Source organism: Streptomyces sp. NBC_00210 (genome assembly GCF_045160975.1).
Lineage (GTDB): Bacteria > Actinomycetota > Actinomycetes > Streptomycetales > Streptomycetaceae > Streptomyces.
Genome location: NZ_CP108120.1, coordinates 6,685,015 through 6,707,483, shown reverse-complemented (window position 1 = coordinate 6,707,483; position 22,469 = coordinate 6,685,015). Strand labels below are relative to the sequence as shown.

Below are 22,469 nucleotides of genomic sequence, written 5' to 3'. Positions count from 1 at the left end.
TTCGTGAGTGGGTCCGTACCGACACTCGATCGTGAAGGAATTGGCAGGTTCATGTGAAGAACGCCTCAGGAGTCAGTTCAGGCCATTCCGCCCCCGGCACCCCAGGCGTCCCGGCCCCGCCCCTCGGGGGCCTTCGACCCCCGCCTAGACTGCCCGGCATGCGAAGCGAGTCCGTCGTCCAGATCCGTGGCCTGGTCAAGCGGTACGGATCCAAGACGGCCGTGGACGGGCTCGACCTCGAGGTCCCCCACGGCTGCGTGACCGCCGTCCTCGGCCCCAACGGAGCCGGCAAGACCACCACGATCGAGACCTGCGAGGGCTACCGCCGTGCCGACGCGGGCACCGTGCGGGTGCTCGGCCTCGATCCCGTCGCCGACGCGGCGAGGCTGCGGCCCAGGATCGGCGTGATGCTCCAGTCCGGCGGCGTGTACTCGGGCGCCCGCGCCGAGGAGATGCTCCGCCATATGGCGAAGCTGCACGCCCACCCGCTCGATGTGGACGCGCTCATCGAACGGCTCGGCCTCGGCAACTGCGGCCGCACCACCTACCGGCGGCTCTCCGGCGGCCAGCAGCAGCGGCTCGCACTGGCGATGGCCATCGTCGGCCGCCCCGAGCTCGTCTTTCTGGACGAGCCGACCGCGGGCCTCGACCCGCAGGCCCGCAGATCCACCTGGGAGCTGGTCCGCGAGCTCCGCGCCGACGGCGTCTCCACCGTCCTGACCACGCATTTCATGGACGAAGCCGAAGAACTGGCGGACAACGTCGCGATCATCGACGCGGGCCGGGCCATAGCCCAGGGCAGCCCGGAGCAGCTCTGCCGCGGCGGCGCCGAGAACACCCTGCGCTTCACCGGTCGGCCGGGCCTCGACGTCGGCTCACTGCTGAAGGCACTGCCGGACGGCACGGAGGCCGCGGAGCTCACGCCCGGCGCGTACCGCATCACCGGCCAGGTCGACCCGCAGCTGCTTGCGACCGTGACGTCCTGGTGCGCGCAGCACGGCGTGATGCCGGACGGCATCTCGGTCGAGCGCCACACCCTCGAGGACGTGTTTTTGGAGCTGACCGGTAAGGAGCTGCGGTGATGGCGCGGGATGACGCCGGTCTCGGCCGGGGGTCCGGGGGTTGTCCCCCGGGAAAACACAGCTTGGAGCTGACCGGTAAGGAGCTGCGCTGATGAGCGCCGGTACGTACACGCCGAACCCCGGGGCGGCTCCGGTCGGACGGATGATCGCGGCGCAGGCGTCGTTCGAGACGAAGATGCTGCTGCGCAACGGCGAGCAGCTGCTGCTCACCGTGATCATCCCGTCGCTCCTGCTGGTGCTGTTCTCGACGGTCGACATCATCGACACGGGAGCAGGCAGTGCGGTCGACTTCCTGACTCCCGGTGTCCTCGCGCTGGCCGTGATGTCCACCGCCTTCACCGGCCAGGCCATCGCGACGGGCTTCGAGCGGCGGTACGGAGTACTCAAGCGGCTCGGCGCGTCGCCGCTCCCCCGCTGGGCGCTGATGACCGCGAAGACCCTCTCCGTACTGGTCACCGAGGTGCTGCAGATCGTCCTGCTGACGGTCATCGCCTTCGCGCTCGGCTGGTCCCCGCAGGGCAACCCGTTCGCCGTCCTGCTGCTGCTCGTTCTCGGCACCGCCGCCTTCTCCGGCCTCGGGCTGCTGATGGCCGGGACGCTCAAGGCCGAGGCGACGCTCGCCGCCGCCAACCTGGTCTTCCTGCTTCTGCTGGTCGGCGGCGGGGTGATCGTGCCGCTGGACAAGTTCCCGGACTCTGTCCAGTCGGTCCTCGCGCTGCTGCCGATCTCGGCGCTCTCGGACGGTCTGCGCGATGTGCTTCAGCACGGTGCCGCGATGCCGTGGGGCGATCTCGGCATCCTCGCCGTCTGGGCGGTGCTCGGCCTGGGCGCGGCCGCCCGGCTGTTCCGCTGGGACTAGGCCCGGAGCCCGCAGGTCCTGGGAGTAAGCCCACAGGTCTTCCGCCGGGCCAGGTGTCTTCCGTTCGCACTGACTCACGGGCCAGTATGAGCCTGCCAAGATCCGCCCGGGATCCGCACGGTGGGAGGCCTCGATGGAGCGGACTGCCGCACTGCGACTGGACGCGGAATGGGCCAAGGTCAGGTCCGGCAGGCCCGGCGTCTCGCCCCGCGCACGCGAGCGCATGCTGACGGAACTGATCGCCGCACTCGCCCCGCACGCCGAGGACGACCTCTCGCTCACCGCGAGGCTCAGCCTGCGCTACGGCGATCTGGCGCGGCACCACTTCGACACCGGCCGCCGTGCGGAGGCCCTGACCGCCGCCGACGACGCGGTCCGGCGCTGCGAGGAGCCCGCCCGGCACGACCCGGAGCACGCCCGCTGGTACGCCAGGGCGCTGATCAGCCAGGCCGTCTATCTCGCCGAGCCGCTGAGCGACGAGCTGGGTCTGCCGCGGTACGCGTTCCAGCCGGACGGTGAGCAGCCGCCGCCCGGCGATCGCGCGGACGGGCTGGCCGCGCTGGCGGCCACCCGTCGGGCCATCGAGGTCTGGGAGGGTCTTGACCCGTCGGACCCGCGGAACCGGGAGGGTCTTGCCCAGGCCCATGTCTTCCTCGGCGACCGGCTGGAGGAGCTGGGGCAGCCGGTGGAGGCCGCGGCCTGGGCGGTACGGGCGGAGCGGGAGTTCCACGCCCTGTGGCCGGACTCCGAGGCGAGCGAGTCCAGGCCTGCCGCCGCCCTGGAACACCTCGGCGACCAGCTGGAACGCAGGCTGCGGCGCTGCCCCTTCGACGGCGGGCTGATCCGGCTGCGTACCCAGGAGCTCCTTCCGGCACGGCTGCTGCCGCTCGCCGTGGTGGCGGCGCGCATCGAGGGCGTGGAGCCGGATGCGATCGCCGAGGGGCTGCGGCTGGAAGGCGCAGAGGTCCGCAGGATCCTGCGGGCGCGGTCCTGGCGCGCGGTGTGGCGCTTCGACGTACGGGATGCCGCGGACGGGACCTGGCGCCCTATGACGTACCCCTGGCGCGGCATGGACGCCGTCACGGACCGCAGCGCGGAAGCAGTGGCGGCGGAGCTGACGGACGCGTTCCTGAACTCGCCGTACCGGCCGCCGACGTCGGCGCACTGGCGGATCGCGGTGTGGTGGGAGGAGGAGGACCATCTGGACGGCTCGCGCTTCCGAAGGACGTACGCGCCGTCCTGACCCCGAACCGGCCGGCACCGGACCCGGGAACCGCCGGGCCGCGCCCCGGAACCCGGCCCCCAACCGGCCGGGACCCGACCCCTCGTGAAAACGTGCACAATCGCCGCCCTACGATAGAGCCCGTGCAAACCCCCCTCGCCTACATCGCCAAGCGCTGGACGCCCACCCCTGAGGCGGTCCGGCGCGCCGCGCTCTCCGCCGTCGTCATGAGCGTGGTCATCATCGTCACCGGCGGCGCGGTCCGGCTGACCGGCTCCGGTCTCGGCTGCGACACCTGGCCCAAGTGCACGGACGACAGCCTCTTCGCCACGCCCGCGCAGGGCATCCACGGCGCGATCGAATTCGGCAACCGGATGCTGACATACGTCCTGTCGGCCGCCGTCGGCTGGACGATCATCGCGGCGAGCGCGGCCAGGCCGCGGCGCCGGCGGCTGACCCGGCTGGCCTGGGCGCAGTTCTGGATCGTGATGGGCAACGCCGTTCTCGGCGGCATCACGGTCATGGCGGGCCTCAACCCCTGGACCGTCGCGGGCCACTTCATGCTCGCCACCGGGCTCCTCACGGTTGCCACCCTCACCTGGCAGCGGGCCCGCGAGGGCGACGGCACACCGCGCCCGCGCGTCCCGCGCCCGGTCCGCAAGCTGTCGTGGGCGATCGTCGTCACCTCAGCGCTGCTGATCGCCCTGGGCACCTCGGTGACCGGTTCGGGCAAGCACGCCGGCGACAGCAGCCAGGTGCCGCGCATGCCGTGGGACTGGGTGGACGCCGCACACGTCCACGCGGCCGCCGCATGGGTGGTCTGCGCGCTCGCCGTCGCGATGTGGCTGGTGCTGCGGGTGGTCGACGCCCCCGATGACATCCGGGCGCGCGCCCGGGACCTGCTGCTCGTGCTGCTGGCCCAGGGGGCCGTGGGCTACGTGCAGTACTTCACGCATGTCCCCGAGGCCCTGGTCGCCGCCCATATGCTCGGCTCCGCGCTGATGTGGATCGCGGTGGTGCGGCTCGCGCTGAGCCTGCGCGAGCGCCCCGAGGAGACCGCGGAGGTCCCGGCCCAGGCCGACCCGGCGCTCTCGAACGCCTGACAGCCCGGCGTCCGACACCGGGCGCGCCCCCTTGGTCACTCAGCCGTCCGACAGTCCGTAGATGCGGCGGGCGTTGCCCGCCGCGATCATCTCGGCGACCCGGTCCGCGTCCGCACGGGCCCAGGCCCCGTCGCCGACCCAGTCTCCGAGCACCCGCGCAAGCGCCTCGCGGAAGATCCGCGCGCCCACCACATGAAGCTCGGGCAGCCCGCGCGCACCGCTGGAGAAGAGAAGCTTCCCGAACGGCGCGAGCTCCAGGATCTCCGCGAGGACGGCCGCGGCCCGCGCCCCCGTATGCACGAGGGCGGGTCCCAGATCGGCGTACACGTGCGGAAAGACGCTCGCCAGATGTGCGGCATGACGGTGGTACGGATAGCCGTGCAGCAGCACCAGATCGGTGCCGAGCCCCGCGGTGGCGGCCGCGAAGCCGGCCATCAGCATCGGGTCCTCCACGCCGACGTGGAGCTGGAGCGGCAGCCCTGACGCGACCGCGATCCACAGCAGATGCCGCACCAGTACGGGATCGGTGATCTGGCCGCCGACCTGCCGTCCGGCCAGCCAGCGTCCGGCCGCCCCGCGGACCTCGCCCGGGCCGGGTGGCTCCGGGGCGAGGGCGAGCCCGTGTCCCACGGCGGCGACGGAGGTGAAGGCGACGGCGGACGCGGCGGCTCCGTGGACGCCCTCGGCGAGATTGGCGAGAAAGCTGTCGACCGTGCCCGAGGTGTCGGCGACCTGTTCCGCCACCAGTTCCAGACGCACGATTTCCCGCGCCTGCGCCGCACCCGCCGCGGCGATCTCGGGCGGCCCGGTCAGATCCCCCGGCAGCCCGGTGTCGACCAGATACGTGGAGATTCCGCTGCCTCTGAGCAGCCGCCTGCCCGACTCCAGTACGCCCAGCTCACGGCGGCGGGCGAGATAACGGGCGGGCGGGCAGTGCGGCTCAAGACCCAGCAGCGGTGGGCACCAGCGCCGTACCGCGAAGCCGGTCTGGGTGTCGAAGAAGGTGGTGCCGGGGGCGGGCGGTCCCGCGGTCCTGCCCAGATGCGCCTCGAAGGTGCCGAGGCCCAGCTCCGTGCGGAGCACTCCGTGGCAGTACTGGTCCACGAGGGTCGGTGTGTCGATCATCCGGGCTCCCAGTCATGGACTGTGTTTCCACAGTCCTAACGTGGGACACCCGGGTGAGGTGTTGCTCAGCCGTTGGACGGGCCGCCGAGCTGGATGCCTGCCATCCGCTTCCACTCGTACGGACCGGTGCGGACCTTCGCCGCGAAGTCGCCGTCGAAGGACTCGTGCAGCGTGATCCCGGCCTGCTTCGCGGCGGCCTCCGCGATGGCGTGGGTCGGCGCGACGAGGTCGCCCCAGCTGCCGTCCTCGCCGACGAGCACGATGCGGGTGCCCATCTGACCGATGTACGCGAGCTGCCCCTCGGCGCCGCCGTGCGCCTTGGCGAAGGCGCTGATCTGCTTGGCGAGCTTGGCCGCCTTTCGCTCCGCGCGGGCTGCCTGCATCTCGTCCACCTGGGTCTCTGCCATGCTGCGATGCTACTCGCGGGTACGCGTCCTGACGAGGCGGGGGTCACGTGGCGCGGGCCACTGAGGGCTCCGCCCCCGGACCCCCGGTCCTCAATCTCCACCGGACTTCGTCCGGGGGGACCCCCGGACGGGCTGGACAAAAGAGGGTTCAGCGCAGGAAGGGGTCCACCGCGACCGCCACGAAGAGCAGCGAGACATAGGTGATGGACCAGTGGAAGAGCCGCATCTCCTTGAGCTTGCCGCCCGTCACCCCGCTCTTCGCGCGGTTCTGCAGGGAGTGCGCCTCCCACAGCCACCAGCCGCCCGTCACCAGCGCCACCGCGGTATAGAACCAGCCGGTGTAGCCGAGCGGCGTCAGCAGCAGGGAGACCGCGACCATCACCCAGCTGTAGAGGACGATCTGGCGGGCCACGACCCTGTTGGAGGCGACGACGGGGAGCATCGGGACGCCCACGCGCGCGTAGTCCTCCTTGACCTTCATCGACAGCGGCCAGTAGTGCGGCGGCGTCCAGAAGAAGATGACCAGGAAGAGGATGACCGCCGCCCACGACATCGAGTTGGTGACGGCGGACCAGCCGATCAGCACCGGCATACAGCCGGCGATGCCGCCCCAGACGATGTTCTGCGCGGTGCGGCGCTTGAGGATCATCGTGTAGACGATGACGTAGAAGAGCAGGGCGCCCAGCGACAGCGCGGCCGACAGCCAGTTGACCAGCAGACCGAACCAGAGGGTGGAGACGACGGCGAGCACCAGGCCGAAGACCAGGCCCTCGCGCGGGGAGACCATTCCGGTGACCAGAGGTCGCTGCGAGGTGCGGTCCATCAGGGCGTCGATGTCGCGGTCGATGTACATGTTGAGCGCGTTGGCGCCGCCCGCGGAGAGGTAGCCGCCGACGCACGTGGTCAGCACGAGCCAGAGGTCGGGCACATCCTGGGCGGCTAGGAACATCACCGGAACGGTGGTGATCAGCAGCAGCTCGATGATGCGCGGCTTGGTCAGCGCCACGAATGCCTTGACGCGGGCCCCGAACGGCCGATGGCCCCCCGGGCTGGGAGTCAAGACGACCCCTGCGGGTCGGGACTCGACGGCCGTCACGCACACCCCTGACAGAGAAATCCCAGCAAGCTCCGGGAGTGAAGACCCGGTAAAGACTTGCGCGTACCACGCCACTCTAGACGTTGCCCAGACACCGATCTTCGCGGGGGTGGGCTCGTGTTGAGCCGCCGCCGCACGGCGCGCGTATACATCGCCGACAGGCGCAGACCCGGCCGGGACGGCACCCTGGCTGTGTCCGGTGTTTTGAATGGCGAACACTCGAAAAGTTGCCCATAGCTCCGGGGGTAGGCTCGACAACGCCCGGTGCTTCCGTCGTCACCGGGATACGAACATGTGGAGAGGAGCCCTGACACAGGGTGAGCACCAAGCCGACCACCACAGACCTCGAGTGGACCGATCTGGACCAGCGGGCTGTTGACACCGTCCGCGTCCTGGCCATGGATTCCGTACAGAAGGTCGGCAACGGCCACCCCGGTACGGCCATGAGCCTCGCGCCCGCCGCGTACGTCCTGTTCCAGAAGCTGATGAAGCACGACCCCGCCGACCCGGACTGGACCGGCCGCGACCGGTTCGTGCTGTCCGCGGGCCACTCGTCGCTGACGCTCTACATCCAGCTCTACCTGGCCGGGTACGGCCTGGAGCTCGACGACCTCAAGGCCTTCAGGACCTGGGGCTCGAAGACCCCCGGCCACCCGGAGTACGGGCACACCCCGGGCGTCGAGACGACGACCGGGCCGCTCGGCCAGGGTGTCGCCAACGCCGTGGGCATGGCCATGGCCTCCCGCTACGAGCGCGGCCTGTTCGACCCGCAGGCCCCCACGGGCAACTCCCCGTTCGACCACACCATCTGGGTCATCGCCGGCGACGGCTGCCTCCAGGAGGGCATCTCCGCCGAGGCCTCCTCGCTGGCCGGGCACCAGAAGCTCGGCAACCTGGTGATGCTGTGGGACGACAACCACATCTCCATCGAGGGCGACACCGAGACGGCTGTCTCGGAGGACACCCTCAAGCGTTACGAGGCGTACGGCTGGCATGTCCAGCGCGTCGAGCAGCTGCCCAACGGCGACCTCGACCCGGCCGGGCTCTACCGGGCCCTGAAGGCGGCGCAGGCCGAGACCGAGCGCCCCTCCTTCATCGCGGCCCGCTCGATCATCGCCTGGCCCGCCCCGCACGCGCAGAACACCGAGGCCGCGCACGGCTCGGCGCTCGGCGACGAGGAGGTCGCGGCCACCAAGCGCGTCCTCGGCTTCGATCCGGAGAAGTCCTTCGAGGTCTCCGACGAGGTTCTCGCGCACACGCGCGAGGCGCTCGACCGTGGCCGCGAGGCCAAGGGCGAGTGGGAGAAGACGTTCGCCGCCTGGCGCACCGCCAACCCGGAGCGCGCGGCCGAGTTCGACCGGATCCGCTCGACCGAGCTGCCCGCGGGCTGGGAGGAGAAGCTTCCGGAGTTCGAGACCGGCAAGAGCGTCGCCACCCGCGCCGCCTCCGGGAAGATCCTGCAGGCGCTGGGCGCGGTCATCCCGGAGCTGTGGGGCGGTTCCGCCGACCTCGCGGGCTCGAACAACACGACGATCGACAAGACCTCGTCGTTCCTGCCCAAGGGCAACCCGCTGCCGGGGGCCGACCCGTACGGCCGCACGATCCACTTCGGCATCCGTGAGCACGCGATGGCCGCGTCCATGAACGGCATCGCGCTGCACGGCAACACCCGCATCTACGGCGGCACCTTCCTGGTGTTCTCCGACTACATGCGCAACGCGGTGCGGCTCTCGGCGTTGATGCACCTTCCGGTGACATACGTCTGGACGCACGACTCGATCGGTCTCGGCGAGGACGGCCCGACCCACCAGCCGGTGGAGCACCTGGCCTCGCTGCGCGCCATCCCGGGCCTGAACATCGTCCGCCCGGCCGACGCGAACGAGACCGCGGTGGCGTGGCGCGAGATCCTCAAGCGCTACACCAAGAAGTTCGGTGTGGGCGCCCCGCACGGCCTGGCGCTGACCCGCCAGGGTGTGCCGACGTACGAGCGCAACGAGGATGCGGCAAAGGGCGGTTACGTCCTGTTCGACGCCGAGGGCGGCGAGCCGCAGGTCGTGCTCATCGGCACCGGCTCCGAGGTGCACATCGCCGTCGAGGCGCGCGAGCAGCTGCAGGCCGCGGGCATCCCGACCCGGGTCGTCTCGATGCCGTCCGTCGAGTGGTTCGAGGAGCAGGACCAGGGGTACCGGGACTCCGTGCTGCCGCCCGCCGTGAAGGCGCGGGTGGCGGTCGAGGCCGGTATCGGTCTGACCTGGCACCGTTTCGTCGGCGACGCGGGCCGCATCGTTTCGCTGGAGCACTTCGGCGCTTCGGCCGACGGCAAGGTCCTCTTCCGCGAGTTCGGCTTCACTGCCGAGAACGTGGCCGCCGCCGCGCGGGAATCTCTTGAAGCCGCCGCGCGCTGACGCCGGTATACGACTAGTAGGAGATGCAATTCTCATGACAGACGCACTCAAGCGCCTCTCCGACGAAGGCGTCGCGATCTGGCTCGACGACCTGTCCCGCAAGCGGATCACGTCCGGCAATCTCGCCGAACTCATCGACCAGCAGCACGTGGTGGGCGTCACCACCAACCCTTCGATCTTCCAGAAGGCGATCTCGCACGGTGACGGTTACGAGCAGCAGCTCACCGACCTCGCCGTGCGCAAGGTGACCGTCGAGGAAGCCGTACGGATGATCACGACGGCGGACGTCCGCGACGCCGCCGACATCCTGCGGCCGGTCTTCGACGCCACCGGCGGTCAGGACGGCCGGGTCTCCATCGAGGTGGACCCGCGCCTGGCGCACAACACCCCGGCGACCATCGCCGAGGCCAAGCAGCTCGCCTGGCTGGTGGACCGCCCGAACACGCTGATCAAGATCCCGGCGACCAGGGCCGGCCTGCCGGCCATCACCGAGGTCATCGGCAGGGGCATCAGCGTCAACGTCACGCTGATCTTCTCGCTGCAGCGCTACCGCGAGGTCATGGACGCCTACCTGGCCGGCCTGGAGAAGGCGAAGGCCGCCGGCCTGGACCTCTCCAAGATCCAGTCCGTGGCGTCCTTCTTCGTGTCCCGCGTGGACACCGAGATCGACAAGCGTCTGGACGCCCTGGGCACGCCCGAGGCCAAGGAGGCCCGCGGCAAGGCGGCCGTCGCCAACGCCCGGCTGGCGTACGAGGCGTACGAGGAGGTCTTCTCCTCCGACCGCTGGGCCGCGCTGGACAAGGCGCAGGCCAATAAGCAGCGTCCGCTGTGGGCCTCGACAGGCGTCAAGGACCCGGCGTACAAGGACACGCTGTACGTCGACGAGCTCGTCGCGCCCGGCACGGTCAACACCATGCCGGAGGCCACGCTCGAGGCCACCGCCGACCACGGTGGGATCACCGGTGACACCGTGCGCGGCAGGTACGAGCAGGCCCGCGCCGAACTCGCCGCCGTGGAGAAGCTCGGTATCTCCTACGACGAGGTGGTACAGCTGCTCGAGGACGAGGGCGTCGAGAAGTTCGAGGCGTCCTGGAACGACCTGCTCAAGTCGACCGAGGCCGAGCTCGAACGCCTCGCTCCTTCGGAGGGCTGAACACTGCCAAGCAGCAATCCGCTGCGTGACCCCGCAGACCGACGGCTCCCGCGTATCGCGGGGCCGTCGGGCCTGGTCATTTTCGGTGTCACGGGCGATTTGTCCCGTAAAAAGTTGATGCCTGCCATCTATGACCTGGCCAATCGCGGTCTGCTGCCGCCGGGCTTCTCGCTCGTCGGCTTCGCCCGCCGCGAGTGGCAGCACGAGGACTTCGCGCAGGAGGTCCACGACGCCGTCAAGGCCCATGCCCGTACACCGTTCCGCGAAGAGGTCTGGCAGCAGCTCATCCAGGGGATGCGCTTCGTCCAGGGCGACTTCGACGACGACGACGCCTTCGAGACGCTGAAGAAGACGATCGCGGAGCTGGACGAGGTGCAGGGCACCGGGGGCAACTTCGCCTTCTATCTGTCCGTACCGCCGAAGTTCTTCCCCAAGGTCGTCAAGCAGCTCAAGAAGCACGGACTGGCCGAGCAGAAGGGCTCCTGGCGCCGCGCGGTCATCGAGAAGCCCTTCGGCCACGACCTGGCCTCCGCCATGGAGCTCAACCAGGTGGTGCACGACGTCTTCCCGGCCAACGAGGTCTTCCGGATCGACCACTACCTGGGCAAGGAGACCGTCCAGAACATTCTGGCGCTGCGCTTCGCGAACACGCTCTTCGAGCCGATCTGGAACCGGTCGTACGTGGACCATGTGCAGATCACCATGGCCGAGGACATCGGCATCGGCGGCCGGGCCGGCTATTACGACGGCATCGGCGCCGCCCGTGACGTCATCCAGAACCACCTCCTCCAGCTGCTCGCGCTGACGGCGATGGAGGAGCCCGCCTCCTTCGAGGCGGACGCGCTCGCGGCCGAGAAGACCAAGGTGCTGGGCGCGGTGAAGCTGCCCAAGGACCTGGCCGCCGGCACGGTGCGCGCGCAGTACGCCGCGGGCTGGCAGGGCGGCGAGCAGGTCGTCGGCTATCTCCAGGAAGACGGCATCGACCCCCAGTCGAACACCGACACGTACGCGGCCATAAAGCTGGAGATCGACAACCGCCGCTGGGCGGGCGTCCCGTTCTATCTCCGCACCGGCAAACGGCTCGGCCGTCGGGTCACCGAGATCGCGGTCATCTTCCAGCGCGCCCCGCACTCCCCCTTCGACCACACGGCCACCGAGGAACTCGGGCAGAACGCCCTGGTCATCCGGGTCCAGCCGGACGAGGGCGTAACGCTGCGGTTCGGCTCGAAGGTGCCGGGCACCTCGATGGAGGTCCGGGACGTCTCGATGGACTTCGCGTACGGCGAGTCCTTCACGGAGTCCAGCCCCGAGGCCTACGAGCGGCTGATCCTCGACGTCCTGCTCGGCGACTCCAACCTCTTCCCGAGGCTGACGGAGGTCGAACTGTCCTGGAAGATCCTCGACCCGATCGAGCAGTTCTGGGACAAGCACGGCAAGCCCGCGCAGTACCCGGCCGGTACGTGGGGGCCGGTCGAGGCGGACGAAATGCTCGCACGAGACGGACGGAGCTGGCGTCGGCCATGAAGATCGACCTTACGGACACCACCTCCAGCAAGATCAACAAGGCACTGGTGCAGGGGCGGCGGGCAATCGGCACGCCGGCCGTCGGCATGGTGCTCACCCTGGTCATCGTCACCGACGAGGAAAACGCCTACGACGCGCTGAAGGCGGCCAACGAGGCGTCGCGTGAACACCCTTCGCGCAAGCTGGTCGTCATCAAGCGGGTCTCGCGCTCCCCGCGCGACCGCGCGAAGCCACGCCTGGACGCCGAGGTGCGGGTCGGCGCGGACGCCGGCACCGGCGAGACGGTCGTGCTGCGGCTGTACGGCGAGGTCATCAACCACGCCCAGTCGGTGGTCCTCCCGCTGCTGCTGCCGGACGCGCCCGTCGTGGTCTGGTGGCCGGTGAACGCGCCGACCGACCCGGCCAACGACCCGCTGGGTGCGCTGGCACAGCGCCGCGTGACGGACACGTACGCCTCCGAGCAGCCGGTGCACGAGCTGACGGCGCGCACCGAGACCTACACGCCGGGCGACACCGACCTGGCCTGGACCCGGATCACGCCGTGGCGCTCGATGCTCGCGGCGGCTCTGGACCAGGTCGACTGCAAGGTCACATCGGTAGAGGTGGAGGGCGAGGAGTTCAACCCGAGCTGCGAGCTGCTCGCGATGTGGCTGGCGGACCGGCTGGATGTGCCCGTGAAGCGGTCGCGCTCGTCCGGTCCCGGCCTCACGGCGGTACGGATGGCGACCGACAGCGGGCCGATCGGGCTGGACCGGGCGGACGGCTCACTGGCAACGCTGTCCATCCAGGGGCAGCCGGACCGTGCGGTGGCGCTGAAGCGGCGTGAGACGTCCGAGCTGATCGCGGAGGAGCTGCGGCGGCTGGACCCGGACGACACCTACGCATCCGCGCTGCGGTTCGGCGTGGGCCGGCTGGCCGACGGGGACCCGTCGGCTGCGGATGCGCCGAAGTCCGAGGGCGATGCGAAGTCCGCGCCGAAGGCTTCCCCCGCCAAGAAGGCCGCCCCGGCCAAGAAGGCGGCATCGAAGTGAGTGCGCCGCAGCTCGTCGTCCACCGCGACAAGGAGCTGATGGCGCAGGCCGCGGCGGCCCGGCTGATCACGAAGATCGTGGACGCCCAGGCCGCGCGCGGTTCGGCGTCGGTGGTCCTGACGGGCGGCCGCAACGGCAACGCCCTGCTGGGCGCGCTCGGAGCCTCCCCGGCCCGGGACGCGATCGACTGGCCGCGGCTCGACCTGTGGTGGGGCGACGAGCGGTTCCTGCCGGAAGGCGACCCGGAGCGCAATGTCACGCAGGCCCGCGAGGCCCTGCTGGACAGCGTGCCGGTGGACCCGGCGCGGGTGCATGCGATGCCCGCGTCGGACGGTCCGCACGGCAACGACGCGGATGCCGCGGCCGCTGCGTACGCCGCCGAACTCGCCGCGGCGGCAGGGCCGGAGGACCACGGTCCGGTGCCGACGTTCGATGTGCTGATGCTGGGCGTCGGCCCGGACACGCATGTGGCATCGCTCTTCCCCGAGCTCCCCGCGGTCCGCGAATCGTCCCGCACGGTGGTCGGAGTCCACGGCGCCCCCAAGCCCCCGCCGACCCGCATCTCCCTGACCCTCCCGGCGATCCGGGCGGCACGCGAGGTATGGCTGCTGGCTGCGGGCGAGGACAAGGCGAAGGCGGTGGCGATGGCCCTGTCGGGAGCGGGCGAGGTCCAGGCCCCGGCAGCGGGTGCGTATGGCCGGAGCCGGACGCTGTGGCTACTGGACGCGGCTGCGGCGTCCCAACTCCCGAGAGGGCTGTACCCGCCTGCGTCGCCCTGAACCGGAGGCTCTGCCCCAGACCCCCGCACCACAATCGCCGGCGAGGCGGAAATCAAGCCCGTCCGGCGATTGAGGACAACGCCCGAAGGGCGTACGGGGTCCGGGGCGTAGCCCCGGTTACGAGATGGGGGTACCTCCCACGGCCGCCAGGCCGTAGGGGGAGGGCGGGGTGGGGAACAGGCAGGTGTTCAGCCCGCCCGATTCTCCACGCGGCGGACGAACTTCAGGCCCGACCAGTCCTCCCCCAGCGCCGCAACCTTCACATCCACCACCCCCCGGGGCAGAAACAACTCCCGCAACCCGTTCTCCGTGATGTCACTCTCGTGGCCCCCGGCCTTCCGCGGCCACGCGATCCAGAGCATCGCCCGGTCCGCCAGGCCCTCCACCAGCGTCGCCGCCTCGGCCGCCAGATCGCCGTGCGTGCGGTAGAACGCAAGCGTCACATCGGCATCCCGCGAGCCACGCTCCCCCACCGTGACCCCTTCGGGCAGATCAGGGATCGACCAGCCCCGGGGCCGGTGCCTGAGCACGACGTGCTGACCCGGTTTGATGCCGATCTTCTTGGCCAGCGGAGTGCCCGAGTACCCGGATGCGGTCATACGGGGATTGTCGCGCCGCCCTCGGCCGCACCGCATCCCGCCACCCGGTCGTCCCGTACGAGGAACGGTTCCAGCAGCCCCGGCACCGCCTCCGCCGCGAACTCCAGCCCCTCGCCCTCCGCCGCGTCGTACACCGAGTACGCCCCCGCTCCCGCTGCCGTCGTGGCCGTCAGGTTCAGGACTCCGGCGCGGCGCTGGAAGAGCGACTGCTTCACCGTCCAGCCGATGACACCGCCGCGCTGGAGCGCGACCGTCGCGCGCCGGACCGTGCCGGAGCGGGCCAGGAGGTAGCCGCCGCTGATGCCGTGACCCAGGCTGCGGTACGCGTCCAGGGCGAGGACGACCGCGGCCGGCAGTGCCACGACCGCGCAGGCACCCGCGATGTACAGCAGTACGGGAGTGAGCCAGGCACCCAGAGCCGCCAGCGTCAGCGGGGGCAGCAGCGCCGAGGCGAGTGCCCAGCGCAGTCGGCGGGTGCGGGCGGCCGAGGGGTGGGCGGTCAGGCGGGCCGCGCTCGTCGGGGAGACGGGCTCTCGCAGCACCTGCGCGGCCGCCTCGTCCGCAACCTCACGCGGGGCGGGTGGCAGCAGCACCTTGAGGTCGGCGTGCTTGTCCTGCTCGTCGTCGGTGAGGCCGGTGGCGACCGCGTCGAGGCGGGCGGCGCCGAAGAGTCTGATGCCGAGCGGCTCGACGAGTTCCACTCCGCGCAGGCGGCGCTCCTCTATGGATATCGAGCGTGCGGTGAACAGGCCTCGCCGCACCCGGAGTGTGCCGCCCGGCTCCCGCTCCAGGCGGTAGTTCCACCACATCTCGATCCAGAGACCGAGCGCACCGACGACACCCGCGGCCACGGCCGCGACCACGAGCACCACGACCATCCAGAGGAGGGGGGTGTCCTGGAAGCGGTCCCGCACCCAGTCGATGACCTTGCCCTGCGCCCCGAACCACTCGCTGACCTGCATCACGCCACCGACCGCCGCGCCGCCGAGGAGCGGGGCCACGAACGAGACCGGTGCGTAGCGGATCCAGGACGGGTCGAGGGCGGCGAGCCGGCCCTCCCGGTGCGGGCCGGCAGCGGTCGCCACCCGGGCGAGCAACTCCGTACGCAGCCGCTCGCCCTCCGCCTTGCTGACCGCGTCGAGCTCCAGCGTGGACTCGCCGCCGGTGTGCTCGCCGGTGCCGATGCGCACCTTGACCAGACCGAGTATCCGAAGCAGCGGATTGGCGGACAGGTCGACGCTGCGTATCCGTTCGCGGGCCAGCGAACGGCGTTTGACCAGCAGCAGTCCCGTATGAAGTTCGGCGCGCTCGGGGCCGATGCGGTAGCGGGTCCTGCGCCACCGTACGTAGTCCGCGGCGCTGCCGGCCGCGATCAGCAGCACGGTTCCGACCAGCACCCAGCCGAATGCCTGCCACGGCGGCATGCCCCCCGCGAGGCCGAGGGCGGTGGGCAGCCCGCCGCCCGCGGCGACACCCGCCATCACGCACGCGGTGACGAGGACCGTACGCCGGTCCAGCCGCCGCCACTCCGCCACGGTCGCCGCCTCGCGGGGCGCAGGAACCCCGGGCGCCCCCGCGGGCTCGCTCATGTCGCGTCCCCGGGCGTCGCCCGGGTTATCCGGGTCAGCCGCTCCGCCAGCTCCGCGGCGAGCTCATGGTCGAGCCCCTCGATCCTGATCGCGCCCTTGGACGAGGCCGTCGTGACGGTCACCGTGGCGAGCCGGAACGCCTGCTCCAGCGGTCCACGCACCGTGTCCACCGTCTGGATCCGGGACATGGGCGCGATCCGCCACTCCTGCCAGAACGCCCCCGTGCGGACGTAGACCGCTTCGTCCGTGACCTCCCAGCGGTGCAGCCGGAACCACCACACAGGGAGGAAGGCGGTGCCGGCCAGACCCAGCACCGCCAGCGCTCCGGCGATGGTCAGCAGCCATGGGCGCGCGGGCGCAAGGAGCGCGCCCAGCACAGCCACGACTGCCACCGGGACAGCGGTCGTCAGCAGCAACTGGACGCGCCACCAGCCGACGACCCGCTCGTTCAGCGCCTGGTTGGGCGGCCTCAGCCGCACCGCGCCCTCCCCGCTCTCCCCCGTCATCGGCTCAACGACCGCGCAGCGTGCGGTATGTGTCCACGAGCGTCGCGGTCGAGCCGTCCAGCTGCTCGCCACCTGTGCCTGCCGTCAGCACCGGCTCGATCCTCTTGGCGAGCACCTTGCCGAGCTCGACTCCCCACTGGTCGAAGGAGTCGATGTTCCAGACGGCCCCCTGGACGAACACCTTGTGCTCGTACAGTGCGATCAACTGGCCCAGCACGGACGGGGTCAGCTCCTTGGCGAGGATCGTGGTCGTCGGGTGGTTGCCCTGGAACGTCTTGTGCGCCACCAGCTCCTCGGGCACGCCCTCCGCCCGCACCTCCTGAGGCGTCTTGCCGAAGGCCAGCGCCTGCGTCTGCGCGAAGAAGTTGGCCATCAGCAGATCGTGCTGGTCGGCCAGGCCCGGCGACAGATCCTCGACGGGCTTGGCGAAGCCGATGAAGTCCGCCGGGATGAACTTGGTGCCCTGGTGGATCAACTGGTAGTACGCGTGCTGGCCGTTGGTGCCCGGCGTGCCCCAGACGACGGGACCCGTCTGCCAGTCCACCCGGTTGCCCTCGCGGTCCACGGACTTGCCGTTGGACTCCATGTCGAGCTGCTGGAGATAGGCGGTGAACTTGCTCAGATAGTGGGAGTACGGCAGCACGGCATGCGACTGCGCGTCGAAGAACTCGTTGTACCAGACCCCGAGCAGGCCCAGCAGCATCGGCGCGTTGGCCTGTGCCGGGGCGGTGCGGAAGTGCTCGTCGATCAGATGGAAGCCGTCCAGCATCTCCCGGAAGCGCCCCGGGCCGATCGCGATCATCAGCGAGAGCCCGATCGCGGAGTCGTACGAGTACCTCCCGCCGACCCAGTCCCAGAACTCGAACATGTTCGCCGTGTCGATGCCGAAGTCGGCGACCTTCTCGGCGTTCGTCGACAGCGCCACGAAGTGCTTGGCGACGGCCTCCTGGCCGGCTCCCAGCCCGGTGAGCAGCCAGTCGCGTGCCGAGGTGGCGTTGGTGATGGTCTCGATGGTGGTGAAGGTCTTGGAGGCGATGATGAACAGCGTCTCGGCCGCGTCCAAGTCCCGTACGGCTTCGTGCAGATCGGCCCCGTCGACGTTCGAGACGAAACGGAACGTCAGATCGCGCGCGGTGTAGGCGCGCAGCGCCTCGTACGCCATGGCCGGGCCCAGGTCGGAGCCGCCGATGCCGATGTTGACAACGTTACGGATGCGCCTGCCGGTGTGGCCGGTCCACTCGCCGGACCTGATCCGCTCGGAGAAGGCGCTCATCCTGTCGAGCACCGCGTGCACTGCCGGCACCACGTTCTCGCCGTCCACCTCGATCACGGCGTCCCGCGGCGCGCGCAGCGCCGTGTGCAGGACGGCCCGGTCCTCGGTGGTGTTGATCTTCTCGCCGCGGAACATCGCGTCCCGCAGCCCGGCGACGTCGGTGGCCACGGCCAGCTCGCGCAGCAGCGCCAGCGTCTCGTCGGTCACCAGATGCTTGGAGTAGTCCAGGTAGAGATCGCCGACCTGGAGGGTGTACGCGCTGCCGCGGTCCTGACCGGCCGCGAACAGCTCCCGCAGATGCGTCTGTCCCAGCTGCTCCCGGTGCTTGCCGAGAGCGATCCATTCCGGCGTCCGGTTGAGCCTGGTACGTCCTTCTGCGTTCATTTTGGACATCAGCCCACTTCTTCTCGTACCTGCCTGCGTGCCCCGCTGCGGTTCCCAACCTAATTGATCAGCGAGGTGGGGGACGCGACTGCCGGCATGAAGAATCCGCGCTGCGCTTGGGGACGACGGCGATCGCAAAGGGGCCACGGAAAGCCGGGTAAGCCGGTCGAGGAGGCACTGACCGTCAAAGAAAAGTCCGGCCGTGCACCCTGGGGTGTCCGGCCGGACCAGAACTTCTAGATCTCGCCCCGCAGTTTGGCAAGCGCCTCGGCGAGAATCGCTTCGCCGTCCGCGTCGCTGCGCCGCTCGCGCACATAGGCGAGATGCGTCTTGTACGGCTCCGTACGCGGCGGGTCCGGCGGATTGTCCCGATCCTGACCGGCCGGGAAGCCGCAGCGCGGGCAGTCCCAGTTGTCCGGGACCTGTGCGTCACTGGCGAAGCTCGGCTGCGTCTCGTGCCCGTTCGAGCACCAGAAGGAGATGCGCAGGCGCGGCGCGGACTCGCCCCGCTCGGCCTCACCCATCGGCCCCGCTCCGACCCGGCTTCCCCGGATCGCGTTGCCACTTGCCACGGTCGTAACTCCCTGCGTGATGGTGCTGCACAGCGTCTCACAGCGGCTGCGCCGCGGTGCCCCAGTCTACGTAAGGCCCAACGCTCGTCCAGTGATTGGAGTTACACCCCAGCCCGGGACGGGGAAGGCTTGGGTCAGCTGTCCAGCTTGAGCAGCAGACCAAGTACGACAATGCACGCAAACCACAGCAGACCGATCACTACGGTGATCCGGTCGAGGTTGCGCTCGGCGACCGACGAGCCGCCCACCGAGGACTGCATTCCGCCACCGAACATGTCGGAGAGGCCGCCGCCCTTCCCCTTGTGCATCAGCACCAGCAGCATCATCAGCAGGCTGAAGACGATCAGGGCAATCGAGAACCCGACAATCACGGCTGGACCAACTTCCTAGGACTGATATGGACGACGGGGGCCGGGCTCAGAGCCACGGCCCCCGCAAGGGTACGACGGATCCGCGCTACCGCATACTCACTGGTCGCGGAACCGGACGATCTTGACGAACTCGTCGGCGTCCAGCGCCGCACCGCCCACCAGGGCACCGTCCACATCGGGCTGCGCCATGATCGAGGCGACGTTGTTGGCCTTGACCGAGCCGCCGTACTGGATGCGGACCTTGTCGGCCAGCTCCTGCGAGTACAGCTCGGCAAGACGCCCGCGGATCGCACCGCAGACCTCCTGGGCGTCCCCGGGGGTCGCGACCTCGCCGGTGCCGATGGCCCAGACCGGCTCGTAGGCGATCACGATGGACTCGGCCTGCTCGGCCGGGATGTCCTTGAGGCCGCCGTCGAGCTGCGCGAGCGTGTACTCGACCTGCTGTCCGGCCTTGCGGATGTCCAGGCCCTCGCCGATGCAGAGGATCGGGGTCAGGCCGTGCTTGTACGCGGCCTTCACCTTGGCATTGCAGATCTCGTCCGTCTCGGCGTGGTACTGCCGGCGCTCGGAGTGGCCCACGGCGACATAGGTGCACTTCAGCTTGGCCAGCATCGAGCCCGAGATCTCGCCGGTGTACGCACCGGAGTCCTGCGCCGAGAGATCCTGGGCGCCGTACTTGATCTTGAGCTTGTCGCCGTCGACCAGGGTCTGCACGGACCGCAGGTCGGTGAAGGGCGGCAGGACGGCGACCTCCACGGCCTCGTAGTCCTTGTCCGCCAGGGCGAAGGCGAGCTTCTGGACATGGGCGATGGCCTCGAGGTGGTTGAGGTTCATCTTCCAGTTGCCCGCCATCAGCGGGATACGGTCACTCACGGTGTTCAGTCCTCCAGTGCGGCGAGGCCGGGGAGCGTCTTGCCCTCGAGGTACTCGAGGCTGGCGCCACCGCCGGTGGAAATGTGGCCGAATGCGTTCTCGTCAAAACCGAGCGTGCGGACGGCGGCGGCCGAGTCGCCGCCGCCGACGACGGTGAAGCCGTTGCCGTCGAGCAGCGCCTGGGCGACCGCCTTGGTGCCCCCGGCGTAGTCGGGGTGCTCGAAGACGCCGACCGGGCCGTTCCAGAAGACGGTCTCGGCGTCGGCGATCTTGGCGGCGAACAGTTCGCGCGACTTCGGGCCGATGTCCAGGCCCTCCTTGTCGGCGGGGATCTTGTCCGCGTCGACCGTGATGAAGTCGGCCGGGGCCTTGGTCTTCAGGTCGGGGAACTCGCCCGCGGCCAGCACGTCGACCGGCAGGATCAGCTCGACGCCGTTCTTCTCGGCGCGCTCCATGTACTCGGTGACGGTCGGGATCTGGTCCGCCTGAAGGAGGGAGATGCCGACCTCGTACCCCTTGGCCTTGAGGAAGGTGTAGGCCATGCCGCCGCCGATGAGGATGCGGTCGGCCTTGCCCAGCAGCTCGTCGATGACGCCGAGCTTGTCGGAGACCTTGGCGCCGCCGAGTACGACGACGTACGGGCGCTTGACCTCCTCGGTGAGCTTCTTCAGGACCGCGACCTCGGTGGCGATGAGGTAGCCGGCGGCGTGCGGCAGCCGGGCCGGGAGGTCGTACACCGAGGCGTGCTTGCGGTGCACGGCCCCGAAGCCGTCGCCGACGTACAGATCGGCGAGCTGCGCGAGCTGGTCGGCGAAGGCGCCGCGCTCGGCGTCGTCCTTGCTGGTCTCGCCGGCGTTGAAGCGAAGGTTCTCGATGACGGCCACCTGGCCGTCGGCGAGGCCCGCGACGACGGCCTCGGCGGACTCGCCGACGGTGTCGGTCGCGAAGGCGACCTCGGCGCCGAGCAGTTCGCCGAGCCGCCCGGCCACGGGGGCGAGCGAGAACGCCGGCTCCGGGGCGCCCTTGGGGCGGCCCAGGTGGGACGCGACGACGACGCGCGCGCCCGCCTCGGCGAGCTTGGCGATCGTCGGCACAACAGCTCGAATACGGCCGTCGTCGGTGATGGCCGTGCCGTCGAGCGGCACATTGAGGTCGGCGCGGACGAATACCCGCTTACCGGCGACCCCTTCGGCGAGAAGTTGATCGATCGTCTTCATGGAATTACGGCTCCTCAGAGGGGCTGGGACGTGCTACAGGGCTCGAACCGCGCTGCGTTGCGCTGCCCGAGCCCTGTCGCTTACATCGTGGTGCTCTCGTTGCAGATCAGAGCTGGCCGCCGACGAAGACCGTGAGGTCGACGAGGCGGTTGGAGTAGCCCCACTCGTTGTCGTACCAGCCGATGACCTTGACGTTCTTGCCCTGGACCATGGTCAGGGAGGAGTCGAAGGTGCAGGAGGCGGGCCAGTTGACGATGTCCGAGGAGACGATCTGGTCCTCGGTGTAGTCCAGGATGCCCTTGAGCTGACCCTCGGCGGCCTTCTGGAACGCGGTGTTGACCTCGTCCTTGGTGACCTCGCGCTCGAGCTCGATGACCAGGTCGGTCACGGAGCCGGTGGGAACCGGGACGCGCATCGCGATGCCGTCGAGCTTGCCCGCCAGCTCCGGGATGACCAGCGCGGTGGCCTTGGCGGCACCGGTGGTGGTCGGGATGATGTTCTCGGCGGCGGCGCGGGCGCGGCGCAGGTCCGAGTGCGGGAAGTCCAGGATGCGCTGGTCGTTCGTGTACGCGTGGACCGTGGTCATCAGGCCCTTGACGATGCCGAAGTTCTCCAGGAGAACCTTGGCCATCGGCGCCACACAGTTGGTGGTGCAGGAGGCGTTGGAGATGACGTGGTGATTGGCCGCGTCGTACTTGTCCTGGTTGACGCCCATCACGATGGTGATGTCCTCGTCCTTGGCCGGAGCCGAGATGAGGACCTTCTTGGCGCCGCCCGCGATGTGCTTGGCAGCGTCGGCCTTCTTGGTGAAGATGCCGGTCGACTCGATGACGATGTCGACGCCCAGCTCGCCCCACGGGATGTCGGCGGGGTTGCGCTCGGAGAGCACCTTGATGGTGTGGCCGTCGACCGTGATCGTGTCGGCGGTGTGGGTCACCTCGGCCTTCAGACGGCCGAGGATGGTGTCGTACTTCAGCAGGTGGGCCGTGGTCGCAGTGTCACCCAGGTCGTTGACAGCCACGATCTCGATGTCTGCACCCTGCTCCAGCAGCGCGCGGAAGTAGTTACGACCGATGCGGCCAAAGCCGTTGATGCCTACGCGGATCGTCACGAACCGATCTCCTCGTTGGTACGCCGGGTTTCGACGCCGGCGAGCTGTATGGGATGTCCCCGACCGCCTACGACCCTACCCCCCTGGAGGCGCTTCGGTGACATCGAGAGGGCGCGTGCGTGGCACGGCGGCCCGTACCCCTCAGTAGGGTTCGCGGGCCGCCGCAACCGTCGGCCGGGAGCAAGATC

At 69.9% G+C, this 22,469-nt stretch carries 21 protein-coding genes; 9 read left to right on the top strand and 12 right to left on the bottom strand.

The genetic code is table 11. From position 1 onward, the window contains the following. The first annotated feature begins 158 nt into the window (after nucleotides 1-158). The 4 genes from OG729_RS30280 to OG729_RS30265 all read left to right on the top strand — a co-directional run bounded on the left by OG729_RS30280 (nucleotide 159) and on the right by OG729_RS30265 (nucleotide 4,266). Complete coding sequence (locus tag OG729_RS30280; protein WP_360873725.1) at nucleotides 159-1,082, top strand: ABC transporter ATP-binding protein; 924 nt, start codon at nucleotides 159-161, stop codon at nucleotides 1,080-1,082. A gap of 91 nt (nucleotides 1,083-1,173) precedes the next feature. Beyond that, complete coding sequence (locus OG729_RS30275; RefSeq protein ID WP_360873728.1) at nucleotides 1,174-1,941, top strand: ABC transporter permease; 768 nt, start codon at nucleotides 1,174-1,176, stop codon at nucleotides 1,939-1,941. A 133-nt stretch (nucleotides 1,942-2,074) separates the two neighbouring features. Continuing rightward, the gene (locus OG729_RS30270) at nucleotides 2,075-3,184 is read left to right on the top strand and encodes a hypothetical protein (protein ID WP_360873731.1); all 1,110 of its coding nucleotides are present in this window, start codon (nucleotides 2,075-2,077) and stop codon (nucleotides 3,182-3,184) included. A 122-nt stretch (nucleotides 3,185-3,306) separates the two neighbouring features. After that, nucleotides 3,307-4,266 (top strand): COX15/CtaA family protein, encoded by a 960-nt coding sequence (locus tag OG729_RS30265; RefSeq protein ID WP_360873734.1) that lies wholly within the window; start codon nucleotides 3,307-3,309, stop codon nucleotides 4,264-4,266. 39 nt (nucleotides 4,267-4,305) lie between these two features. Here OG729_RS30265 and OG729_RS30260 read toward each other — a convergent pair whose 3' ends face one another. The 3 genes from OG729_RS30260 to OG729_RS30250 form a co-directional block, all read right to left on the bottom strand. After that, nucleotides 4,306-5,391, bottom strand: coding sequence for an amidohydrolase family protein (locus tag OG729_RS30260; protein ID WP_405809046.1), 1,086 nt, complete (start codon nucleotides 5,389-5,391; stop codon nucleotides 4,306-4,308). Between the two features lie 65 nt (nucleotides 5,392-5,456). Further along, nucleotides 5,457-5,798, bottom strand: a complete 342-nt coding sequence (locus tag OG729_RS30255; RefSeq protein WP_405809045.1) for a hypothetical protein — start codon at nucleotides 5,796-5,798, stop codon at nucleotides 5,457-5,459. 148 nt (nucleotides 5,799-5,946) lie between these two features. Then, a complete protein-coding gene (locus OG729_RS30250) occupies nucleotides 5,947-6,894 on the bottom strand; it encodes a heme o synthase (RefSeq protein WP_360873742.1) in 948 nt (315 codons plus the stop codon). Nucleotides 6,895-7,211: 317 nt separating this feature from the next. Between OG729_RS30250 and tkt the strand changes: the two genes are divergently transcribed. The 5 genes from tkt to pgl are packed head-to-tail and all read left to right on the top strand — an operon-like array spanning nucleotide 7,212 to nucleotide 13,786. Beyond that, nucleotides 7,212-9,299, top strand: coding sequence for a transketolase (gene tkt, locus OG729_RS30245; RefSeq protein WP_360873745.1), 2,088 nt, complete (start codon nucleotides 7,212-7,214; stop codon nucleotides 9,297-9,299). 34 nt (nucleotides 9,300-9,333) lie between these two features. Continuing rightward, nucleotides 9,334-10,452 carry a transaldolase gene (tal, locus tag OG729_RS30240; protein WP_405809042.1) on the top strand — a complete coding sequence of 373 codons (1,119 nt, stop codon included), beginning with the start codon at nucleotides 9,334-9,336 and terminating at the stop codon, nucleotides 10,450-10,452. Between the two features lie 3 nt (nucleotides 10,453-10,455). Beyond that, nucleotides 10,456-11,976: a glucose-6-phosphate dehydrogenase gene (gene zwf, locus OG729_RS30235; RefSeq protein WP_360874079.1), complete on the top strand. Its 1,521-nt coding sequence runs from the start codon at nucleotides 10,456-10,458 to the stop codon at nucleotides 11,974-11,976. Continuing rightward, entirely contained in the window at nucleotides 11,973-13,007 is a 1,035-nt protein-coding gene (gene opcA / locus OG729_RS30230; RefSeq protein WP_405809040.1) for a glucose-6-phosphate dehydrogenase assembly protein OpcA, read from the top strand. The genes zwf and opcA overlap by 4 nt, the downstream gene beginning before the upstream one ends. Next, nucleotides 13,004-13,786, top strand: coding sequence for a 6-phosphogluconolactonase (gene pgl / locus OG729_RS30225; protein WP_360873753.1), 783 nt, complete (start codon nucleotides 13,004-13,006; stop codon nucleotides 13,784-13,786). The genes opcA and pgl overlap by 4 nt, the downstream gene beginning before the upstream one ends. A 188-nt stretch (nucleotides 13,787-13,974) precedes the next feature. Here pgl and OG729_RS30220 read toward each other — a convergent pair whose 3' ends face one another. From OG729_RS30220 to gap, 9 genes are all read right to left on the bottom strand, one after another. Continuing rightward, complete coding sequence (locus OG729_RS30220) at nucleotides 13,975-14,385, bottom strand: DUF3052 domain-containing protein (RefSeq protein ID WP_405809039.1); 411 nt, start codon at nucleotides 14,383-14,385, stop codon at nucleotides 13,975-13,977. Next, nucleotides 14,382-15,974 carry a PH domain-containing protein gene (locus OG729_RS30215; protein ID WP_405809037.1) on the bottom strand — a complete coding sequence of 531 codons (1,593 nt, stop codon included), beginning with the start codon at nucleotides 15,972-15,974 and terminating at the stop codon, nucleotides 14,382-14,384. Before OG729_RS30215 ends, OG729_RS30220 begins: the two co-directional genes overlap by 4 nt. Continuing rightward, the gene (locus OG729_RS30210) at nucleotides 15,971-16,480 is read right to left on the bottom strand and encodes a PH domain-containing protein (protein ID WP_360873762.1); all 510 of its coding nucleotides are present in this window, start codon (nucleotides 16,478-16,480) and stop codon (nucleotides 15,971-15,973) included. The genes OG729_RS30215 and OG729_RS30210 overlap by 4 nt, the downstream gene beginning before the upstream one ends. Before the next feature lie 4 nt (nucleotides 16,481-16,484). Then, nucleotides 16,485-18,137: a glucose-6-phosphate isomerase gene (gene pgi, locus OG729_RS30205; RefSeq protein WP_405811337.1), complete on the bottom strand. Its 1,653-nt coding sequence runs from the start codon at nucleotides 18,135-18,137 to the stop codon at nucleotides 16,485-16,487. A 236-nt stretch (nucleotides 18,138-18,373) separates the two neighbouring features. Further along, complete coding sequence (locus OG729_RS30200; protein ID WP_078947476.1) at nucleotides 18,374-18,709, bottom strand: RNA polymerase-binding protein RbpA; 336 nt, start codon at nucleotides 18,707-18,709, stop codon at nucleotides 18,374-18,376. A 134-nt stretch (nucleotides 18,710-18,843) separates the two neighbouring features. Next, nucleotides 18,844-19,080, bottom strand: coding sequence for a preprotein translocase subunit SecG (gene secG / locus OG729_RS30195; RefSeq protein WP_360873765.1), 237 nt, complete (start codon nucleotides 19,078-19,080; stop codon nucleotides 18,844-18,846). 96 nt (nucleotides 19,081-19,176) lie between these two features. Then, nucleotides 19,177-19,953, bottom strand: a complete 777-nt coding sequence (tpiA, locus tag OG729_RS30190; protein ID WP_360873768.1) for a triose-phosphate isomerase — start codon at nucleotides 19,951-19,953, stop codon at nucleotides 19,177-19,179. A gap of 5 nt (nucleotides 19,954-19,958) precedes the next feature. Then, on the bottom strand, nucleotides 19,959-21,170 hold the full coding sequence (locus tag OG729_RS30185) for a phosphoglycerate kinase (protein WP_360873771.1): 1,212 nt from the start codon (nucleotides 21,168-21,170) through the stop codon (nucleotides 19,959-19,961). Nucleotides 21,171-21,276: 106 nt separating this feature from the next. Further along, the gene (gene gap / locus OG729_RS30180; RefSeq protein ID WP_360873774.1) at nucleotides 21,277-22,281 is read right to left on the bottom strand and encodes a type I glyceraldehyde-3-phosphate dehydrogenase; all 1,005 of its coding nucleotides are present in this window, start codon (nucleotides 22,279-22,281) and stop codon (nucleotides 21,277-21,279) included. Nucleotides 22,282-22,469: the final 188 nt, after the last annotated feature.

Excerpts from the sequence above, each read along its gene's own strand:
- OG729_RS30280 (WP_360873725.1), top strand. The coding sequence starts at position 159 with ATGCGAAGCGAGTCCGTCGTCCAGATCCGTGGCCTGGTCAAGCGGTAC.
- OG729_RS30275 (WP_360873728.1), top strand. The coding sequence starts at position 1,174 with ATGAGCGCCGGTACGTACACGCCGAACCCCGGGGCGGCTCCGGTCGGA.
- OG729_RS30270 (WP_360873731.1), top strand. The coding sequence starts at position 2,075 with ATGGAGCGGACTGCCGCACTGCGACTGGACGCGGAATGGGCCAAGGTC.
- OG729_RS30260 (WP_405809046.1), bottom strand. The coding sequence starts at position 5,391 with ATGATCGACACACCGACCCTCGTGGACCAGTACTGCCACGGAGTGCTC.
- OG729_RS30255 (WP_405809045.1), bottom strand. The coding sequence starts at position 5,798 with ATGGCAGAGACCCAGGTGGACGAGATGCAGGCAGCCCGCGCGGAGCGA.
- tal (WP_405809042.1), top strand. The coding sequence starts at position 9,334 with ATGACAGACGCACTCAAGCGCCTCTCCGACGAAGGCGTCGCGATCTGG.
- opcA (WP_405809040.1), top strand. The coding sequence starts at position 11,973 with ATGAAGATCGACCTTACGGACACCACCTCCAGCAAGATCAACAAGGCA.
- OG729_RS30220 (WP_405809039.1), bottom strand. The coding sequence starts at position 14,385 with ATGACCGCATCCGGGTACTCGGGCACTCCGCTGGCCAAGAAGATCGGC.
- OG729_RS30215 (WP_405809037.1), bottom strand. The coding sequence starts at position 15,974 with ATGAGCGAGCCCGCGGGGGCGCCCGGGGTTCCTGCGCCCCGCGAGGCG.
- OG729_RS30210 (WP_360873762.1), bottom strand. The coding sequence starts at position 16,480 with ATGACGGGGGAGAGCGGGGAGGGCGCGGTGCGGCTGAGGCCGCCCAAC.
- pgi (WP_405811337.1), bottom strand. The coding sequence starts at position 18,137 with ATGAACGCAGAAGGACGTACCAGGCTCAACCGGACGCCGGAATGGATC.
- OG729_RS30185 (WP_360873771.1), bottom strand. The coding sequence starts at position 21,170 with ATGAAGACGATCGATCAACTTCTCGCCGAAGGGGTCGCCGGTAAGCGG.